The organism is Mycobacterium neumannii, assembly GCF_002245615.1.
GTDB lineage: Bacteria > Actinomycetota > Actinomycetes > Mycobacteriales > Mycobacteriaceae > Mycobacterium > Mycobacterium neumannii_A.
Genome location: NZ_NKCO01000003.1, coordinates 12207 through 31863, shown reverse-complemented (window position 1 = coordinate 31863; position 19657 = coordinate 12207). Strand labels below are relative to the sequence as shown.

Below are 19657 nucleotides of genomic sequence, written 5' to 3'. Positions count from 1 at the left end.
GCCTATCTCCGATCTGACTGCACACTTGAGGCCACCGGTCTGCGTGGCACTTGGCCTGACAGAGCGCTGTCAGATTGTCGGCGTACAACAAGTACATGCGCAACGACAACGACACCTGGGACATCACTACCAGCGTCGGCTCCACCGCGTTATTCGTCGCTGCGGCCCGGGCGCTGGAGGCGCAGAAGCCGCACCCGATCGCTGTCGACCCCTTCGCCGAGACGTTCTGCCGCGCGGTGGGTGGTGAGTGGGCGGATCTGCTCGACGGAAGAGCGCCCGACCATCCTCTGCGAACCGACGACTTCGGCACGGCGTTCGTGGACTTCCAGGCCGTCCGCACCAGGTACTTCGACAACTATTTTCGCGCCGCCGCCGACGCGGGAGTCCGGCAGATTGTGCTGCTGGCCGCGGGCTTGGATTCGCGCGCGTACCGCGCCCGCGGGTGGCGTGCCGAGGCCACACGCCTCGAGGACTGGTTGTCTGAGAACGGCCGGCCGGTGCCCGAGGAGGGGTCGGAGGCCGCGACGATGACTGGGACTATAAGCCTGGTGAGCGCCGTCAAGGCGTGAGCTTGTTCACCCGCTGAGCGGACCCCGTGCGTCTGTACAAGTTAGCTTAGTCAATGCTAACTTCGGGCGGAAAGTTAGCCTGCCATTACTACGGGGAGAACACGGCGCGTGCCGCTACAGACCGATTTTGCTGCGACTTCGCGCGTCGACCACGACGTGGTGAGTCGGTTCGCCACGTGTTGCCGAGCCCTCGGGCTGTCGGTGCACGACCGTCGACGCCCGCCGGATCCGGTCGCGGCCCGATCCGGTTTCACTGAACTCACCCGGATCGCTCGCGAACAGTGCGATGCGTGGACGGGTCTGGCCGCGGCGGGGGATACCAGCGCCCGGGTGCTCGAGGCCATCTGGCAGACGGTTGCCACGGCCGGTGTGCTGCAGCGCCACGTACAGCTCGGCGAAGGTGACTTGGCCTTCACTTACGACACCGGGCTCTACCTCAAGTTCTCGGCGTCGACACCCGACGACTTCCAACTCGCCTACGCCGTCACGCTGTGCGATGCCGGTGACTACGTAGGCGCCGACGAACTCGTCGAGCCGTTGATCACCCGACGCCCCAGCTGGCTGGACGCGCGGTGGGTGCGGATCGCGATGTACTACCGCGCCGAGCGCTGGTCGGATGTGGTCCGGCTGATCACTCCGATCGTCAACGACACGCGGCTGGTCGAGACCTACGCACACGCGGCGCGCGTTGCGCTCGGCACGTCGCTCGCCCGCTTGGGCATGTACGCACCCGCGCTGTCGTACCTCGAGGACCCATCCGGCCCAGTCGATGTCGCCACGGTGGACGGCACGCTCGTCAAGGCGCTCTGCCTGCGCGCGCAGGGCGAGGAGCTCGACGCGGCCGACGTGCTCGCCGAACTGTACGCCGCGAACCCGGAAAACGAGCAGGTCGAGATCGCGCTGTCGGACACCTCCTACGGCATCCTGACGACCACGGCCGCGCGCATCGAGGGCCGCTCCGATCCGTGGGACCCCGCCACCGAGCCGAGCGAGTCCGAGTTCGTCGACCCAGGCGCCAAGGAGCGCAAGGCGCACCTGCTACTCGAGGCCGAGGCCGAGCTCGCCGAGTTCATCGGCTTGGAAGAGGTCAAGTACCAGGTTGCGCGGCTGAAGAGTTCGGTCGCCATGGCGATCCGCCGCCAGGAGCGTGGCCTGGCCGTGGCGCAGCGCACCAACCACCTCGTGTTCGCGGGCCCTCCCGGTACCGGTAAGACGACCATCGCGCGTGTTGTGGCCAAAATCTATTGCGGTCTGGGCATTCTCAAGAAGGAGACCGTCCGCGAGGTGCACCGAGCCGACCTGATCGGCCAGCACATCGGTGAAACCGAGGCCAAGACCAACGCGATAATCGACAGCGCGCTCGACGGTGTGTTGTTCCTCGACGAGGCCTATGCGCTGGTGTCGACCGGCGCCAAGAATGACTTCGGCCTGGTGGCGATCGATACGCTGCTGGCGCGCATGGAAAACGACCGCGAGCGGTTGGTCGTCATCGTCGCCGGTTACCGCAAGGATCTCGACGCGTTCCTCGACACCAACGAGGGCCTGCGGTCCCGCTTCACCCGCAGCATCGAATTCCCCTCGTACACACCGCATGAACTCGTCGAGATCGCGGTGCGCATGGCCGAGAAGCGCGACAGCGTCTTCGAACCGGCGGCGCTCGCCCACATGGAAACGCTGTTCGGGCAGTTGGCGGCGGCGACGACGCCGGACGCCACCGGTGTGGAGAGGCGCAACCTCGACATCGCCGGCAACGGCCGATTCGTCCGCAACCTGGTCGAGCGTTCCGAGGAGGAGCGCGAGTACCGACTCGATCACCTCCCGTCGACTGGCGGTTCCACCGCCGAAGCCCACGACTTCACAGATGACGAGCTGATGACCATTACCGATGGAGACGTCACCAAATCCGCCATTCCGCTGCTGCGTGGCCTCGGTTTGACGGTGCCCGAATGAGCACTCCGGACAATTCGGATCGCCGGGCGTTTGCCTCGCGCACCCCGGACAACGAGAACCCCGACCGGGTCGTGTACCGCCGCGGGTTCGTCACCCGTCATCAGGTGACCGGATGGCGATTCATCATGCGGCGCATCGCATCCGGTGTCGCGCTACACGACACCCGCATGCTCGTCGACCCGCTTCGCACCCAAGCCCGTTCGGTGCTCGTCGGCGCGCTGGTGCTGATCACCGTCATGGCTGGGTGTTTCGTGTTCTCGCTGATCCGGCCCGGCGGCGTCGCGGGCAACGACGCGATCCTTGCCGATCGCACCAGCTCGGCCCTCTACGTTCGCCTCGGCGAGCAGCTGCACCCGGTGCTGAACCTGACGTCCGCGCGCCTGATCGCGGGCCGGCCGGACAACCCCTCGCAGGTCAAGACCAGCGAGATCGACCAGTTCCCCCGCGGCAATCTGATCGGTATCCCGGGTGCCCCGGAACGCATGGTGCAGAACACCACCAGTGACGCCGATTGGACGGTGTGCGACGGAGTTTCGGGACCGGCCGTCGGTGTCACGATGATCGCGGGCCCGCTGACCGACGGCGGCGAACGCGCGAAGCAGCTGTCCGACAACAAGGCGATCCTGGTCTCCACCCCGAGCGGTCCCAATGCGGGCACCTGGCTGCTGTGGAGCGGGCGCCGAAGCGCGATCGACATGAACGACCGCGCGGTCACCAGTGCACTGGGGCTGGGTACCGCAGGCGCCGACACGCGGCCCGTCGCGCCCGGCTTGTTCAACGCGGTGCCCGAAGCCCCCGCGTTGATTCCGCCGGTCATCCCTGGGGCCGGTGAACCGCCACGGTACCCGTTGCCGGTGCCCGCGCCGGTCGGTGCGGTGGTCACGGCCTACGCCACCGACAACACCCTGCGTCACTACGCGGTGCTCGGCGAAGGACTGCAACCGATTTCACCGGTAATCGCCGCAATCATGCGTAATGCGAACTCGTTCGGACTCGACCAGCCGCCGCGGTTGGGCGCCGACGACATCGCGCGTCTGCCCGTCGCGGGTGTCATCGACACCGATGCCTATCCCGCCGAACCGATTTCGCTCGTCGACTCCACCGACGCGCCGTTGACATGCGCGCAGTGGAAGCGCCCCGCCGATGCCACGAGCGCGACACTGAACCTGCGTTCCGGTGTCACCTTGCCGGTCTCCGATCAGCTGCGTCCCGTGCCGCTGGTCGGAGCGGGCTTGGGAACGACCGCAAACCAGGTGGTGCTGAATCCCGGGCGCGGCTACCTGGTCCAGACGGTCGGGCAGGACGGCGGGGGCGCGTCGACGTCACCCGTCGGCGGCGCAACCTTCTGGCTCAGCGATGTCGGGGTCCGCTACGGCCTCGACACCGACGGTGACGAGAACGCCATCGCCGCGCTGGGCCTCACCCCGCCCGCCCTACCGATTCCATGGTCGATGCTGAGCCAGTTCGCGCCCGGCCCGACGCTGTCGCGAGGCGATGCGTTGCTGGCCCACGACGCGCTGGCCGCTGCCCCCCGCCCCGCTGTCGTGAGGGAGACGCCGTAATGAGTCGGCTCATATTCCAGGCGCGTCGCCGCATCCCGGTGCCGACGACGCGCAAAGGCACCATCACGATCGAACCGCCGCCCGAGCTGCCGCGGGTGATTCCGCCGTCGCTGCTGCGGCGGGTGCTGCCGTTCCTGATCGTCATCCTGATCGTCGGCATGATCGTGGCGCTGTTCGCCACCGGAATGCGCCTGATCTCGCCGACGACGCTGTTCTTCCCGTTCGTCCTGCTGCTGGCCGCGACCGCGCTCTACCGCGGCACCGACAACAAGATGCGCACCGAGGAGGTCGACGCCGAGCGGGCCGACTATCTGCGCTACCTGTCGGTGGTCCGCGACAACGTGCGCGCGCACGCCGCCGAGCAGCGTGCGGCGCTGGAGTGGTCGCATCCGGATCCGGGCCTACTCATCGACGTGCCCGGCACCCGCAGGCAGTGGGAGCGCGATCCGCACGACCCCGACTTCCTGGTGGTGCGCACCGGGCTGCACGACGCCCCGCTGAACGCCTCACTGCGGGTGAAGGACAGCGCCGACGAGGTCGACCTGGAACCGGTGTCGCACAGCGCGTTACGCGCCCTCCTCGCCGTGCAGCGGACGGTGCGGGCCGCGCCGACCGGTATCGACCTAGGCAAGGTTTCGCGCATCACGGTCCTCGGCGAGCCCGACGAGGTTCGCGGCGCGCTACGCGCTTGGATCGCCCAGGCCGTCACCTGGCACGACCCCGCCGTGCTCGGCATCGCACTGATCGCACCGGACATCGAGAGCGACGACTGGTCATGGCTGAAGTGGCTGCCGCACAACGGCATTCCGGGAGCGGTTGACGGGGCCGGCCCTGCCCGCTACCTGTCGTCCGACATCGTTGAACTGCGCTCGCAGCTCGCCACGGCGCTCGACGATCGCTCACCGTTCGGCAGCGACGACGTCGACGAGGTCAAGCACCTGCTCATCGTCGTCGACGATCCCGACGTGGAGGCCACGGCGCTGGTCCCGCGCGGTGGGTTGGCCGGTGTGACGGTAGTGCAGCGTGTCGCCGAGCCACCGCACCGCGAGCAGTACCCCGACCCGGAACGGCCGATCCTGCAGCTGACGGACGGCAAACTGCAGCGCTGGCAGACCGGAGGATGGCAGCCCTACGTCGACGCCGCCGATCAACTCGACATCGCGACCGCGCGTCACATCGCCCGCCGGTTGTCGAAGTGGGATTCGAACCCGAGCCACGCACGCACCGGCAGAACAGGGGTGGCGACCTTCTCCACACTGCTCGGCATCCCGGACGCCGCGGCGCTGGACGTGGCGAGCCTGTGGGCGCCGCGGGCGCGCACCGACGAACTGCGGGTGCCCATCGGCGTCACCGCCACCGGTGAGCCGCTGATCTTCGACCTCAAGGACGAGGCCGAAGGCGGGATGGGACCGCACGGCCTGATGATCGGCATGACCGGCTCGGGCAAGTCGCAGACGTTGATGTCGATCCTGTTGTCGCTGTTGACGACCCACTCCGCCGATCGGCTGATCGTGATCTACGCCGACTTCAAGGGTGAGGCCGGCGCCGACATCTTCCGGGACTTCCCGCAGGTGGTCGCGGTCATCTCGAATATGGCCGAGAAGCGTTCGCTCGCCGACCGGTTCGCCGACACGCTGCGCGGTGAGGTGGCACGGCGCGAGCAACTGCTGATGGAGGCCGGTCGTCGGGTGCAGGACAGTGCGTTCAACTCGGTGCTCGAGTACGAGGCGGCGATCGCGGCCGGTCACGACCTGCCGCCGATGCCCACGCTTCTCGTCGTCGCCGACGAGTTCTCGTTGATGCTCTCCGACCATCCCGAGTACGCCGACCTGTTCGACTACGTTGCGCGCAAGGGCCGTTCGTTCCGCATCCACATCCTGTTCGCGTCTCAGACGCTGGATGTCGGCCGGATCAAGGACATCGACAAGAACACCTCATACCGCATCGGGCTCAAGGTGGCCAGCCCGGCCATCAGCCGCCAGGTCATCGGTGTGGAGGACGCGTTCCACATCGAGGCCGGCCCTGAGCACAAGGGCGAGGGATTCCTGGTCCCTGCGCCGGGCGCGATGCCGGTCAAGTTCCGCAGCACCTACGTCGACGGCATCTACGATCCTCCGCGGGTGGAGAGGTCCGTTGTGGTGCAGTCGGTTCCAGTGCCACAGCCGTTCACTGCCGGTCACGTCGAAGCGCCTGCCGACACGGTCGTCGTTTCCGATCCCGCCGCTCACGAGGAGCGTCCGCCGCGCAAACTCGTCGCCACCATCGGCGATCAGCTGGCCCACTACGGTCCTAAGGCGCCTCCGCTGTGGCTGCCTCCGCTGGACGAGCCCATTCCGCTCGACGAACTGCTCGCCCGCGCGGACGTGGCCGAGCGCGAATGGCGTTGGCCGCTGGGCGAGATCGACCGTCCGTTCTCGATGCGGCGCGATCCGTTGATCTTCGACGCCAGGTCCGCCGGTGCCAACCTGCTGATCCACGGTGGGCCGAAGTCGGGCAAGACCACGGCGCTGCAGACCTTCATGCTGTCGGCGGCGGCCCTGCACTCGCCGCGCGATGTGACGTTCTACTGCCTGGACTACGGCGGCGGTCAGCTGCGGTCGCTCGAAGACCTGGCCCACGTCGGCAGCGTCGCCTCTCCGCTGGAGCCCGAACGCATCCGGCGCACCTTCGGTGAGCTCGAGCAATTGCTGCGTGCCCGCCAGGCGCGGGGGCACTCGGGTAACGGCCAGCGCGACGATTACGGCGAGGTGTTCCTGGTCATCGACAACCTCTACGCGTTCAGCCGGGACAACACCGACACCTTCAACACCCGGAACCCGTTGCTGTCGAAGGTCACCGAGCTGGTCAACACCGGTATGTCCTACGGCATCCACGCCGTCATCACGACTCCGAATTGGCTCGAGGTTCCGTTGGCCATGCGCGACGGTCTGGGCCTGCGCCTCGAACTGAAGCTGTCGGATCCGCGCGACAGCAATGTGCGGGTCACCGGTGCGCTGCGCAGGCCCGCCGAAGCGGTGCCCGCCGAGCAGCCGGGCCGCGGCCTGACCATGGCCGCCGAGCACTTCCTGTTCGCCGAGCCGGCGCTGCGCGACATCAGGGTGATAAACGCCCGCCATCGGGGTGTCACGGCACCGCCGGTGCGGTTGTTGCCGCATGATCTCGCGCCCGACGTTGTGGCCCCGTTGTATCCGGCGCCGGAACAGGTGGTCATCGGCCAGCGCGAGGAGGATCTCGCGTCCGTGCCGATGGCGTTCGACCAGAACCCGTTGATGATGGTGTTCGGCGACGCCAGGTCGGGCAAGACGACGTTGCTGCGTCACGTGATTCGCACCATCCGGGAGAACTCCACCCCGGACCGCGTCGCGTTCACGGTGATCGACCGGCGTCTGCATCTGGTAGACGAGCCGCTGTTCCCGGACAACGAGTACACCCCGAACATCGACCGGATCACTCCGGCGATGCTCGGGCTCACCGCCCTGCTGGAGAAGCGCCGACCGCCTGCGGGCCTGTCACCGCAGGAGCTGAGCAGGTGGAAGTACCAGTCCGGCGAGGACGGCCACACCCACTATCTGATCATCGACGACGTCGACCAGATCCCGGATGCGCCCGCGGTCAGCGGGCCGTTCGTCGGGCAGCGCCCGTGGACTGGCATCATCGGATTGCTGTCGCAGGCAAGCGAGCTGGGCCTTCGCGTCATCGTGACCGCACGCGCCACCGGTTCGGCACACGCCCTGATGACAGCACCCCTGCTGCGCCGGCTCAATGAGCTGCAGGCGGCGATCCTGATGCTGTCGGGCAACCCGCAGGACAGCGGAAAGATCCGGGGACATCGGTTCCGGCGTCTGCCTGCGGGCCGAGCGATGCTGCTGGATGATGGCGATGCCCCCACGTTCCTGCAACTCGTCAACCCGTTCGCAGACGCGGTGGCAGGACGCTCAGGAAACAACGGCAACAGTGGAAGGGAGTTCAACTGATGACTCTTCGCGTCGTTCCCGAAGGCCTCGCCGCGGCGGCTTCCGCCGTCGAGGCGTTGACGGCCCGGTTGGCAGCGGCTCACGCCGCCGCCGCGCCCGCGGTCACCGCCGTGATTCCGCCCGCCGTCGATGCGGTGTCGATCCAGACCGCCGTCAGCTTGAGTGCTCATGGGGCACAGCACAATTCGATGGCCGCCCTCGGGGTGGAGGAATTGGGCCGCTCCGGTGTCGGCGTCGGCCAGTCCGGCATCAGCTATGCCACCGGTGACGCTGCCGCCGCGGCGAGCTACCTGGTCGCCGGAGGCTGACCGTGACGGCTCCCATCTGGATGGCCCTCCCCCCGGAGGTCCACTCGGCCATGCTGAGCAGCGGACCCGGCCCGGGTTCGCTGCTGGCGGCGGCGGGGGCGTGGCAGGCGTTGGCGGCTGAATACTCCTCTGCGGCAGCCGAGTTGACCGCTGTTCTCGGTTCGGTGCAGGGCGGCGCGTGGGAAGGCCCGAGCGCCGCCCAGTATGCGGCCGCGCATACGCCCTACCTCACCTGGCTGGCACAGGCCAGCGCGAACAGCGCGGCCGCGGCTGCGCAGCACGGGACCGCGGCCGCGGCGTACACCACGGCGGTGGCGACGATGCCGACGATGGCCGAGCTGGCGCTCAACAAGTCCACCCACGCCGTATTGCTCGCCACCAACTTCCTGGGCATCAACACGATTCCGATCGCTTTGAACGAGGCCGATTACGTCCGGATGTGGATCCAGGCCGCGACGACGATGGGCACCTATCAGGCGGTGTCGGGTGCCGCGGTGGCGGCCACGCCGGTCACGCCTCCCGCGCCTCTGCTGCTGGCGCCGGGTGTGGGCGAGGCGGGAGCCGCCGCTGCCGACGTCATGCAGGCCGGGGCGGCGGCCACCGCTGCGGACTCCGGCGGGGCACGGAACATCGCCGACTCCATCGCCGACCTGCTGCGCGAGATCATGAGGTTCTTCGAGGACTTCTTCGAATCGATCCTGAACTTCGCGCGTCAGTTCTTCGGCAACGTCCTGGACATTCTCAGCGACTTCCTGAACGGCTTCTTCGGGTGGCTCTTCAACCCGTCGTCCGGACTAATTCTGTTGTTCGTCCTTTACCAGGCAATCACGCAGCCGCTCGGGTGGGCCACGTGGTCGTTGATTCTCAGCGCTCCGATCTGGCTGCCACTGTTGATCGGCCTGATCGTCCAGTCGCAGACCCCGGAGCCGGTTCCGGCCGCCGCATCCGAGCCTGCGCCCGCTCCCGCGCCTGCACCCATCCGGCCCGTCGCCGAGCCGCGAGCGGAATCGCTTCCGCCGGTCGCCACCGTGGCACCGGCGGTTCCGGCGGCTCCGGCCGCTCCGGCGGCGTCGGTGGCCGCCGGTGCGGCGCCCGCGGGTGCCGCACCAGCTGCGGCTGCGGCGCCGGTGGTGCCGTATGCGGTTGCCGGTCCGGATCCCGAAGAAGGTGTTTCCCCGACGTTCCGCGAGGGCACCGGCTTGAAGGCGCCCGCATCGGACATGGCTGCGTCGGCCGCCGCCGCTGCCGCCGCATCGTCGCTGGCCAAACGCAAGGCCCGTCGCAAGCGGCCGCAGCCGATCCACCAACGCCAGTACGCCGACGCCTACATGGATTACGAACCCGACGAGCCCGAGGACGCGGCCCCGCCGCGCGAAACGGTCCGGCGTCCGCATGTCGCCGCATCGGAAAAGGGCGCGGGCGCAGTGGGTTTCACCGGTGCTGCGACCAAGTCGGAAGCCGAGGAGGCGAGCGGGCTGACCGAACTCGCCGGAGACTCCTTCGGCGGTGGACCCACCGAACCCATGTTGCCCAGCGACTGGGATCACAAGGGGGGAGAAAACGACTGAACCGAACTGACCGAAACTCATTCCGCCGAACCACAATCCGAAAGGAACATCCATGAGCCTCCTGGACGCTCACATCCCGCAGCTCGTGTCATCCGAGGCCGCGTTCTCGGCGAAGGCAGCCCTCATGCGTAGCACCATGGCGCAGGCCGAGCAGGCAGCGCAGTCGGCACAGGCATTCCACATGGGCGAGTCCTCCGCGGCCTTCCAGGCAGCGCACGCGCGCTTCCTCGAGGTTTCCGCGAAGGTCAACATGCTGCTCGACATCGCGCAGGCCAACCTGGGTGACGCGGCGGGCACCTACGTGGCGCAGGACGCCGCGGCGGCCAGCACCTACACCGGTATCTGAACTTCGAACTGACCTAGACCTACAAGGGAGAACCTGATGTCTCAGATCATGTACAACTACCCGGCGATGCTGGCCCATTCGGGTGAGATGGCCGGATATTCGGGCGCCCTGCACGCCGTCGGCGCCGACATCGCCAGCGAGCAGGCGGCTTTGGCCGGGGCCTGGCAGGGCGACACCGGCACGACCTATCAGGCTTGGCAGGCGCAGTGGAACCTCGCCCTCGAGGAACTGGTGCGCGCGTACCGTGCGATGGCCGCCACCCACGAGCAGAACACCATGACGATGAGCGCCCGGGACCAGGCCGAAGGCGCCAAATGGGGTGGCTAACCGACGGTGGCAGTTAACGCAGTCGAGCTGACCGCGGAGCAGGCCTGGTTCGTCGCCGACGCGTCGGGGGCCGGCAACTACCCCTGGGTGCTGGCCATCACCCCGCCCTACAGCGACCACGCTGAGCGGGCGGAGTTCGAAGCCAGGTTGTCGGCCGAACTGGTCGGGATGGGTGTGATGACGACCGACGGTGTCGTCGAACCCCATGTCCGGCAATGGGTCACGACGACATGCCGGCCCCGGCGTTGGCTTGAACTCCGGTTCGTGCGCGGCTCGGGCAAGATGCTGCGCGGGCACGTTGCGCGCCGTGACGACGACACCGTCGTCGCGCTGCGCGGCGACGGCCTCGTGACGCTCAGCGCGTTGGAGGTGGACCATCCGCAGGCGTTGGTTCCCATCCTGACTGCGGGCCTGTCGGGGCGCCCGCCGGCCAGGTTCGACGAGTTCGCGATACCCGCGCGCATCGGCGCGCGCGCCGATGAGCAGCTGCGCAACGGCGCGACGCTGGACGACGTGATCGAGTTCCTTGGCATCCCGCCGAGCGCACGCGCAGTCGTCGAAGCGGCCTACGCGACGGACCGCAGCTATGTGGAGATCCTGGCCGGCGACCACCGTGACGGCCACCGCGTGAGCACCGATGTCGGCGTTAGCGTCGTCGACACTCGTGAGGGCAGGGTGCTCGTCCATCCAGCGAAGGCGTTCGACGGCGAATGGGTCTCGACGTTCACGCCCGGCACGCCGATGGCGATCGCTACCGCCGTCGAGCGGCTCACCGCAACGCTGCCCGACGGGGCGTGGTTCCCCGACCTGAAACTGACCCGAGACTTCGACTCCAACCAGAGAACGGAACACCAATGGCAGACAGTTTGAGCGGCGCGACAGCGTCTTTGGCGGACCCGGCCCCGTCCCGGTCGATGCCGATAGTTCGCGTCGCGGTGCTCGCCGCGGGCGAGGCGGGCGGTCGAGTCACGGACATGGCGTTGCCGACCGAACTCCCTCTGCGCGAGATCCTGCCCGCAGTACGGCGGATGGCAATGCCCGCCGACGAGGAGTACGGCGACGCCACCCCGGTCGTGCTGTCGCTGGCGCCGGTCGGCGGTGCGCCGTTCAGCCTCGACGCGACGCTGGACACCGTCGGTGTCGTCGACGGTGATCTGCTGGCGCTGCAACCGCTTCCGGCCGGTCCACCTGCACCGCGGATCGTCGAGGACATCGGCGACGCGGCCGTCATCTTCTCCGCCGCCCGCGAGAAGCCGTGGGGGGCGGCACATATCGCGCGTGGTGCGGCCGCGGCGGTGATCACGCTGATCGTGATCGCCACCGTCTTTGCTGCGGTGCACAGCGAAATCATCGGTGGCTTCGCCGGTCTCGCCGTGGCCAGCGGTGCGGCGGCGCTCACGGTGCTGGCCGCTCTGCTCACCTGGGGCCGTTCCCCCCGGCTCGGCACGGCGTTAGCCGTGACGGCGCTCGCGCCCATCACCGTGGCTCTCGCGCTCGGAGTGCCCGGCGACTTCGGGCCGTCACACGTGCTGCTCGCCGCCGCAGGCGTGACGGCCTGGTCGATCGTCAGCATCGTTGTCGCCCAACGGGCCATCGCGGTCTTCACAGCGGCCACCGTCGTCGGGGCCGGTGCACTGATCACCGCGGGCGCCGCGACGATCTGGCACCTGAACCACCTCGTCGTCGGATCCCTGCTCGTGGTGCTCGCGCTCGTGGTCACCGTCCAGGCGGCCCAACTCTCCGCCCTATGGGCGCGGCTGCCGATGCCGGTCATACCCGCTCCCGGTGACCCGACCCCGGCGCCGCACCCGATGAAGGTGCTCGCCGATCTGCCGCGCCGTGTTCGGATCAGCGATTCGCACCAAACCGGTTTCATCGCAGGCGGTGTACTGCTGTCGACCGCGGGGGCGATCACGCTAGCTGCTCCGCAAGGAGTTTCGCCGTGGGCGTGGTACGTCGTGGCCGCGGTGGCGCTTGGATCGGTGCTGCGGGCCCGCGTGTGGGACTCGGCGCCGTGCAAGGCATGGCTGCTGAGCCAGCCCTTCCTGCTTGCGATCTCGTTCATGGTCGTGTTCAGCGTCGACGACCGCATCGGAGCGGCATGGTGGGCGCTGCTGGCGTTCGTTGGCTTGACGGTGGTCTGGGTGATCGTCGCGACGTTCCCGCGGGTCGCCTCGCCGGACACCTACTCGCTGCCGATGCGTCGCATCGTCGGGTTCCTGGCATCCGGTATCGACGCGTCGCTGATCCCGGTGCTGGCCTATCTCGTCGGACTGTTCGTCTGGGTGCTCAATCGATGAGGCATCGGTGATGCGCGACCGGTTGCGCACTGTGGTCGCAGCTACGGCGGCGATGGCCGTCGTGGCGGTGAGTTCTCCGGTCGCACAGGCGCTGACGCCACCTCAGGTGGATCCGGCTGTGCCGCCTCCGTCGGGCGCCGCCGGGCCCGTGCAGCTGCAATCGCAACGCGGGCCGTGCGTCGGCGCGGGTGTGTTACCCGGTAGCGACCCCGGTGCGCCCAGCACCAACCAGAAACGGCTCAACCTCGAGGGCGCGTGGGAGTACAGCCGCGGCGACGGACAACTCGTGGCGGTCATCGACACCGGCGTCACGCCGGGACCTCGACTGCCGAACGTGGAACCCGGCGGGGACTTCGTCGAGTCGACCGATGGGCTCAGCGACTGCGATGGTCACGGAACGCTGGTGGCAGGGCTGATCGCGGGACAGCCGGGGGCCGACGGATTCTCCGGGGTGGCGCCAGGTGCTCGCGTGCTCGCGATCCGGTCGACGTCGTCGCGGTTCTCCCCGCGCGAGATCGGCGAGAATCCGGCGACGGCACAGGTCGCACTCGATGTGGCGACCCTGGCTCGTGCGGTTGTCCGCGCGGCGGACCTGGGTGCGAGGGTCATCAATATCTCCGCCGTCACGTGCCTGCCCGCAACGGAGAACATCGACCAGAACGAACTCGGTGCGGCCCTGCGCTATGCCGCCGTGGACAAGGACGCGGTGATCGTCGCTGCCGCGGGCAACACCAAGATGGGGTTGAACCCGGGGTCGGCATGTCCGTCCAACCCGCTGTCGGATCCCAGCCGCCCGGAGGACCCTCGTAACTGGGCAGGTGTGACGTCGGTGTCGATACCGTCGTCCTGGCAGCCGTATGTGCTTTCGGTCGGTTCACTCGACAGCGCCGGGCGCCCATCGGATTTCACGATGGCGGGACCGTGGGTGGGGATAGCCGCGCCCGGGCAGGATATCGTCTCGGTGGGTAACGGCGAAGGCGGCGCACTCGCCAACGGGCTACCCGACGAGCGGGGCCGGTTGTATCCGCTGAACGGTACGAGTTTCGCGGCCGCGTATGTATCCGGCGTTGCGGCATTGATACGCAGTCGTTTTCCCGAGCTGACCGCCGAACAGGTCAGGGACCGGCTCACGGCCGGTGCGCAGGGTGCGGCGCGAGCACCATCGAACCTGACCGGTGCCGGACTCGTCGATCCCGTCGCCGCGCTGACATGGGATGTGACAGCGGCCGTCGCCGGGAACGGGGAGCCGGAGCCCCAGCCCGTCGCCGCACCGCCGCGACCGGCCGCCCCCGACGAGACCCCGAAGGTGGTCGCGTTCGTGGGAACCGGTGTGCTGGCGCTGATCGCAGCCGTCACGGCCGCGGTCGCGGTCCACCGGCGGAGGAACCTAGACAACCAAGCGGAGGCATCGTGACCATTCGAATTGCGCTGGCGTCGTTGGCCGTCGTCCTGGCGGCAATGGCGTACCCGTGGGAGACAACCCCGGATTGGTGGATCTTCGGGATCGCGGTCACCGTGGTGGTCGTCGTGTTCGCATGGTGGCGGGGCCAGTTCGTCACAAACATGATCGGTCGGCGGTTGGCGGTGTTTCGCCGCAACCACTCCAAGCCGAAGCCGCAGAGTCCGAAGCAGGCCACGGTGGTGTTGCGGGTCGACGACCCGTCGGGATTCGGTGTGCCGCTGCTGCTGGTCGCGGGCTACGTCGAAAGGTTCGGCGTCCGTAGCGAGAAGGTTCGCGTGACAAACCGCGATTCCAATGGTGTTCGTACCACGTGGATCAGCCTGACCCTGGATGCCGAGTCGAATCTTGTTGCTCTGCAGGCACGTTCACCTGAGCTGCCGCTGCGCGAGACTGCCGAGATCGCCGGCCGTCGCCTCGCCGATCACCTACGGGAAGCGGGCCTTGATGCGGCACCCGTCGACGATGCGGATGCGCCGTTGATCGGAAAGGGTCGCGAGAAGTGGCGCGGTGTCCGAGACGAAGGCGGATTCGTCTCGGCCTACGGGATTCCCGTCGACGAGCGGTTGGGTGAACGCCTCGACGAGGTGTGGTCTCAATCGTCTGAGACATGGACGGCCGTCGAGTTCAGTGGTTCGGCCGCGCACCTGACTGTCGCGGCGGTGTGTGCGTTCCGCACACCCGATCCCGTACGCGGGGTGCCCGTGTCGGGTCTGACACCGCATCGCGGAGTCCAGGGACCGTTGCTCAAGGCGTTGGAGCCCAAGGCCGTTGGCAGGCTGGACGTTCCGGCTAAGCCGGTTGCCGTCGATCTGCTGGCGCGGACCGACTGGCCGGCCGGATATCAGGCCGAACTCAGTCGAACATGAATCCCTTCATGAAGCGGGTCATCCTGCGCAGATAGTCGGGCTGGCTGACATGCAGGATGTGGTTGCCCGGGAACCAGTGGAACGCGCAGCGGTCCCAGTGCTCCCACAGCATCTCGGCCTGTTCCGGCGGCGCCAGCCGGTCACCGAGACCTGTGATGATCAACCGGCGGTCCTTGGGAACCAGCGGGGCGTAGTTCAGGGGTGAGGAGAATAGGGTGGCGCCGCCGGTGAGTTCCGCGTCGGTACCCGTCAGCAGGTTTCTCAGTCCCACGACTTTGTTGGCGGGGAACCATTCGTCCACCGTCTGATCGGGGGCGACGACAGGGACATTGGGGATCACGGCCTGGATCCGGTCGTCGACCGCTGCGATGAGCGCTGATGTGTATCCGCCGAGTGACATGCCGGTCAGCGCGATGCGGTCGACGCCGGTGAACTCCAGATAGTCCAGGACCGAACGGAAGTCGTGCACCGCCTGGGCCATCGCCTCGGCGAAGCCCGAGAACCCGTTGGCGAAGAACCCGTAGCCGCTGAACGGGGAGCCCTTCTCGGCACGCGGACCGTGGAAGGGCATGGTGTACAACAGGACGTCGTAGCCCGACCGGAAGAACCACGGCAGCGAGAAGAACAAGCCGTTGAACAGATACGGCGAACCCATGAATCCATGGATCAGGCAGAGCGTGGGGTGCGGCCCGTCATCGTGTCGCCAGTGCTGGGCGTGTACGACGTTGTTGCGTTCGAATCCGCGGCACTGGGTGCGCAAGTCAGGGTTGATCGCCTCGAAGCTGCTGTCGAAACGAATGTTCTGAACCTGACCCTTCGCGATCCACTCGGCCAGCGGGTTGGCTGCTCGCGATGCGACGCGGGGCGGCGAAGTGGGCGCGGGAAACGATTGCGTGGGATCCTTGGCCGCGGCCAGTCCGGCGTAGAACTGCAGCTGTTCGCGTTCGGCGCGTGACTGAGACCGGCTTAGGCCGCCGGCCAGCGTCGGCAGCATCGTCGTCGCGAGCAGCGATGCGATTGCGGTGCGCAGTGCGAGATCGGCCACGGCTGACGAGTCGACGATGAAGCGCTGGCGCAGCGTCAGGTCGGCGCGTCGTGGCAGCCCTGTGCTGGCATCTGCACCGGGGACATCGGGAACGGGAATCGGCGGATCGACCGGATCGGCTTCCGTTTGGCTCACTTCCGCATGGTATCCCGTTTGGGCGGTGTCAAACTGTCAGCATGTGGAACCCCGACGCATATCTGGCGTTCGCCGAGGAGCGCGGGCGCCCGTACTTCGACCTGTTGTCGCGGGTCGCAGCCGATGCCCCGCGGCGGGTCGCGGATCTGGGTTGTGGGCCGGGCAATCTGACGGCCTCATTGGCCCAGCGTTGGCCGCAGGCACGCATAGAGGCGTTCGACAGCTCGCCGGAAATGGTGCGGGCCGCGCGGGACAGAGGCATCGACGCGAACGTCGGTGACGCCGGCGATTGGCTGCCGAAACCCGATACCGACGTCGTGATCAGCAATGCCACCCTGCATTGGGTGCCCGACCATCCACGCTTACTCGTCAGGTGGGCCGAACAGTTGCCGGCACGGTCGTGGATCGCGATGCAGGTACCGGGGAACTTCGACGCACCGTCACATCGCACGGTGGGAGAACTCGTCCGGCGTGACCGATGGGCAGAACGACTGCACGACTTCCCGTTTCGGGAGTCACCGGTGAAGGATCCGGTGGAGTACGCAGACCTGCTGACCGACGCTGGTTGTACGGTCGACGCGTGGGAGACCACCTACGTGCACGTGTTGACCGGCGGGGATCCGGTGCTGAACTGGATCGCGGGGACGGCGCTACGCCCGGTGCGCAATAGGCTCACCGACACCGAGTGGGACGAGTTCCGCGACGAGTTGATCCCGCTGCTGGACGCGGCGTATCCGTCGCGGAGGGACGGCACGACATTCTTCCCGTTTCGACGTGTTTTCGTGGTGGCTCAGGTGAACTGAGCCTCTCGCCGCTCAACGATGCAGGGTGTTGTCCCTCATGTGGGAAGCCCGTCTTTTTCTGCGTCCGCTCGGTACCGGTCGACCCACGCGTCGGAGCGCTGGTCGGACTGCCGTTCAAGGACCGGTTCGGGCGCGAGCCGTCGGTCCTGTCCGAGCGCTTCGAGGACATCGCCGACGATCTGTGAAAGATTGCGCCACAACACCGGATACGCCACCTCCATCGGAGCAACCCCTTCCTCATCGAACCAAGTGCGCCAACCTTCCTCCTGGGCGCGCAACATCGTCACGATGTGGGCGATCGCTCCCGCGTGGTATTCGGCGCGGGCATCGCGCGCCGGGTCGGGTCGGCCACGCCATACCCGGGTCTGCACCGCACGCCAGAACGAAACCGCTTGGGAGACAACGTCAGGACGGAAGACGTGGATGGGGAACGGGTCGCTACCGATGACGTCCCGGATCGCCGACAGCAGGCCGGTACCTGAGCGGTCGGGCAGTCTGCTGGCCCGATCGAGCAGTAGCGGAGTCTGGTTCCACATCAGCTTGCCGCCCCAGATTCCATTGGGGGTGCGGCCGGCCGTGCGGATGTAGTCGCGCCAGATCTCCGGGGGAGCGAGGTCGGGTTTGCCCTCGTCGATCGGGTCGAGGAGGCGGAGAATCGACTCGTCGGTCACACCCTCGAACCACTGCCTGGGCTGTGGCGACTGGCTGGTGCTCGGTAGGTACTGGAAGAACTCGACGGGGTCTCCGGCGACACCGGTCGCGCGCAAGGACTCCACCAGCAGCGTGCTGCCGCTGCGCTGAGAGGCCAGGACGAGATAGGCCGTCGGGGCTGACATGCGCGCAGCTTACCCACACGGCAAACATCCGACACCACACGCATTTTCGCTCACGCTGAGCGAAATTATTGGCCACTGTGATCGGCTTTGACGCCGCGTTCGGACGCGATTGCGGACCGGCTCGGCAGCTGGCGTTGGATACGCAGATATGTTTCGGTGTAGCGCTCCGATATCCGGGTGCCTGCGAACTCTGAGGGGATGACGTCGTTGGTCTTGACACGCCAGTCGTTGAGCAGCAGGGCGAGATCATCGGCGACGGACTTTGCTTCGGCCGAGACGCTTCGGACTAGGAGGTTGTTCGACTCGTTGGGGTCGGCGCGCAGGTCGTAGAGCTCTCGTTGCGGTCGCTCCACTCGGGTGAGGGGCGCGACGATGCGCCCAGGCGCGCTGTCGGCGATGTCCAACGGTAGATCGAGGAGCGGGCGCGCCGCGTAATTCTCGATGTAGCTGTATTCCTTGGTGCGGATCGCGCGGATCGGGTCGAACGAGTCGTGGTAGGTCTTCGTTGTGTACACCTCGGTGCGAACGGGCGGCTCAGGGGAGGCCAGCAGGGCCGCCTTGTGCGAGAGCCCCTCGACATCGGCCGGTACCTCGACACCGAGGAGGTCGAGCAGTGTGGGAACCAGGTCCACTCCGCTGAACAACTCGTCGTACACCGTCGGCGGGACATTCGCGTCGCGTGGCGGGCGCAGCATCATCGCGATGCCGGTGCCCGCGTCGTACAGCGTGGATTTGGCGCGGGGGAGTGCTGGGCCGTGGTCGGTCATGAACACCACCCATGTGGTGCGGTCGAGGCCGGTCGCTTCAAGGGTGTCGAGCAGTCGGCCGACCGCGGCGTCGGCCACCGTGATCGACCCGTAGAACTCGGCGAGATCCTGCCGGACTTCCGCGGTGTCGGGCAGATACTCGGGGACGTCGACGCCTGTGGCATCGGCTGGTTCATACCTGTCGCGCGGGTACGGTCTATGCGTCTCGAAGAAGCCCGCTGTCAACAGGAACGGCTTATCCGGCGGGTCGGTGAGCCACCGCGTCGCCTGTCCGACAACGTATTCACAGTACGAGTTAGAGACGTCGAACTCATCGAAGCCGAGCTTGGCAGGGTATGAGGTTTCGTGTTGCATACCGAACAAGGCGGTATGCCAACCTGATTCGGACAGAATCTGCGGCAGTGTACGGACACCCGCGCGGTATTCCCATCCGTGGTGGGCAAGGCCGACGAGACCGTTGCTCTGGGGGTAGCGGCCGGTGAACAAGGAACCCCGCGATGGCGAGCAGAGCGGCGCAGTCGCATGCGCGCGGGTGAACAGAATGCCTTCGGCGGCGAATTCGTCGAGACGAGGACTCGACACGTCGAGGTGACCGTACGCGCCGAGATAGCGGCCGAGGTCGTGCCAGTGAACGATCAGCACGTTGTCTCGGCGCCGGTCTGTCACGTTCCATCCTTTCGTCGGTCGACGTCTCCACTTCAACCTGCGAAGCGTGGACGGGCAACCCTTTGACTCATGGCGCTCGACCTCACGCTCGTTATGTGGCCCTCACGCTCGGTACGACCTCGCTCTCGGCACGTTATCTACAGGCGTTCGGCCGACGGCCGTCGGAGTTGTCC

At 67.4% G+C, this 19657-nt stretch carries 15 protein-coding genes and 1 pseudogene; 13 read left to right on the top strand and 3 right to left on the bottom strand.

From position 1 onward, the window contains the following. Positions 1-95: 95 nt before the first annotated feature. From CEX88_RS04765 to eccE, 12 genes and pseudogenes are all read left to right on the top strand, one after another. Positions 96-434: pseudogene (locus CEX88_RS04765) on the top strand (SAM-dependent methyltransferase); the annotation flags it as partial. Positions 435-677: 243 nt separating this feature from the next. Further along, positions 678-2519, top strand: coding sequence for a type VII secretion AAA-ATPase EccA (eccA, locus tag CEX88_RS04760; RefSeq protein ID WP_274381086.1), 1842 nt, complete (start codon positions 678-680; stop codon positions 2517-2519). Next, entirely contained in the window at positions 2516-4081 is a 1566-nt protein-coding gene (eccB, locus tag CEX88_RS04755) for a type VII secretion protein EccB (RefSeq protein ID WP_094292595.1), read from the top strand. The genes eccA and eccB overlap by 4 nt, the downstream gene beginning before the upstream one ends. Continuing rightward, positions 4081-8055 carry a type VII secretion protein EccCa gene (eccCa, locus tag CEX88_RS04750; RefSeq protein WP_094292594.1) on the top strand — a complete coding sequence of 1325 codons (3975 nt, stop codon included), beginning with the start codon at positions 4081-4083 and terminating at the stop codon, positions 8053-8055. The genes eccB and eccCa overlap by 1 nt, the downstream gene beginning before the upstream one ends. After that, positions 8055-8363, top strand: coding sequence for a PE family protein (locus CEX88_RS04745; RefSeq protein ID WP_064417542.1), 309 nt, complete (start codon positions 8055-8057; stop codon positions 8361-8363). Before eccCa ends, CEX88_RS04745 begins: the two co-directional genes overlap by 1 nt. Before the next feature lie 2 nt (positions 8364-8365). After that, complete coding sequence (locus CEX88_RS04740) at positions 8366-9931, top strand: PPE family protein (RefSeq protein WP_094292593.1); 1566 nt, start codon at positions 8366-8368, stop codon at positions 9929-9931. A 52-nt stretch (positions 9932-9983) separates the two neighbouring features. After that, positions 9984-10277, top strand: a complete 294-nt coding sequence (gene esxG, locus CEX88_RS04735; RefSeq protein WP_064346865.1) for a type VII secretion system protein EsxG — start codon at positions 9984-9986, stop codon at positions 10275-10277. A 36-nt stretch (positions 10278-10313) separates the two neighbouring features. Then, positions 10314-10604, top strand: a complete 291-nt coding sequence (locus CEX88_RS04730; RefSeq protein ID WP_064396041.1) for a WXG100 family type VII secretion target — start codon at positions 10314-10316, stop codon at positions 10602-10604. 6 nt (positions 10605-10610) lie between these two features. Next, positions 10611-11474, top strand: a complete 864-nt coding sequence (locus tag CEX88_RS04725; RefSeq protein WP_066847752.1) for an ESX secretion-associated protein EspG — start codon at positions 10611-10613, stop codon at positions 11472-11474. Next, positions 11459-12904, top strand: coding sequence for a type VII secretion integral membrane protein EccD (gene eccD / locus CEX88_RS04720; RefSeq protein ID WP_274381085.1), 1446 nt, complete (start codon positions 11459-11461; stop codon positions 12902-12904). The genes CEX88_RS04725 and eccD overlap by 16 nt, the downstream gene beginning before the upstream one ends. Positions 12905-12914: 10 nt before the next feature. Then, on the top strand, positions 12915-14318 hold the full coding sequence (mycP, locus tag CEX88_RS04715) for a type VII secretion-associated serine protease mycosin (RefSeq protein WP_094292591.1): 1404 nt from the start codon (positions 12915-12917) through the stop codon (positions 14316-14318). Further along, positions 14315-15232, top strand: coding sequence for a type VII secretion protein EccE (gene eccE, locus CEX88_RS04710; RefSeq protein ID WP_099459208.1), 918 nt, complete (start codon positions 14315-14317; stop codon positions 15230-15232). Before mycP ends, eccE begins: the two co-directional genes overlap by 4 nt. On the opposite strand, the gene CEX88_RS25790 is transcribed toward eccE, so the two are convergent. Then, a complete protein-coding gene (locus CEX88_RS25790; protein ID WP_099459207.1) occupies positions 15219-16412 on the bottom strand; it encodes an alpha/beta hydrolase family protein in 1194 nt (397 codons plus the stop codon). The two genes, eccE and CEX88_RS25790, sit on opposite strands and share 14 nt — an antisense overlap. 41 nt (positions 16413-16453) lie before the next feature. Here CEX88_RS25790 and CEX88_RS04705 point away from each other — a divergent pair, with 41 nt between their 5' ends. After that, positions 16454-17215: a trans-aconitate 2-methyltransferase gene (locus CEX88_RS04705; RefSeq protein WP_094292590.1), complete on the top strand. Its 762-nt coding sequence runs from the start codon at positions 16454-16456 to the stop codon at positions 17213-17215. Between the two features lie 35 nt (positions 17216-17250). Here the strand turns inward: CEX88_RS04705 and stf0 are convergent, their stop codons facing one another. Next, on the bottom strand, positions 17251-18051 hold the full coding sequence (stf0, locus tag CEX88_RS04700) for a trehalose 2-sulfotransferase (RefSeq protein WP_094292589.1): 801 nt from the start codon (positions 18049-18051) through the stop codon (positions 17251-17253). Between the two features lie 65 nt (positions 18052-18116). Then, positions 18117-19484 carry a sulfatase family protein gene (locus tag CEX88_RS04695; protein ID WP_094292588.1) on the bottom strand — a complete coding sequence of 456 codons (1368 nt, stop codon included), beginning with the start codon at positions 19482-19484 and terminating at the stop codon, positions 18117-18119. Positions 19485-19657 lie beyond the last annotated feature (173 nt).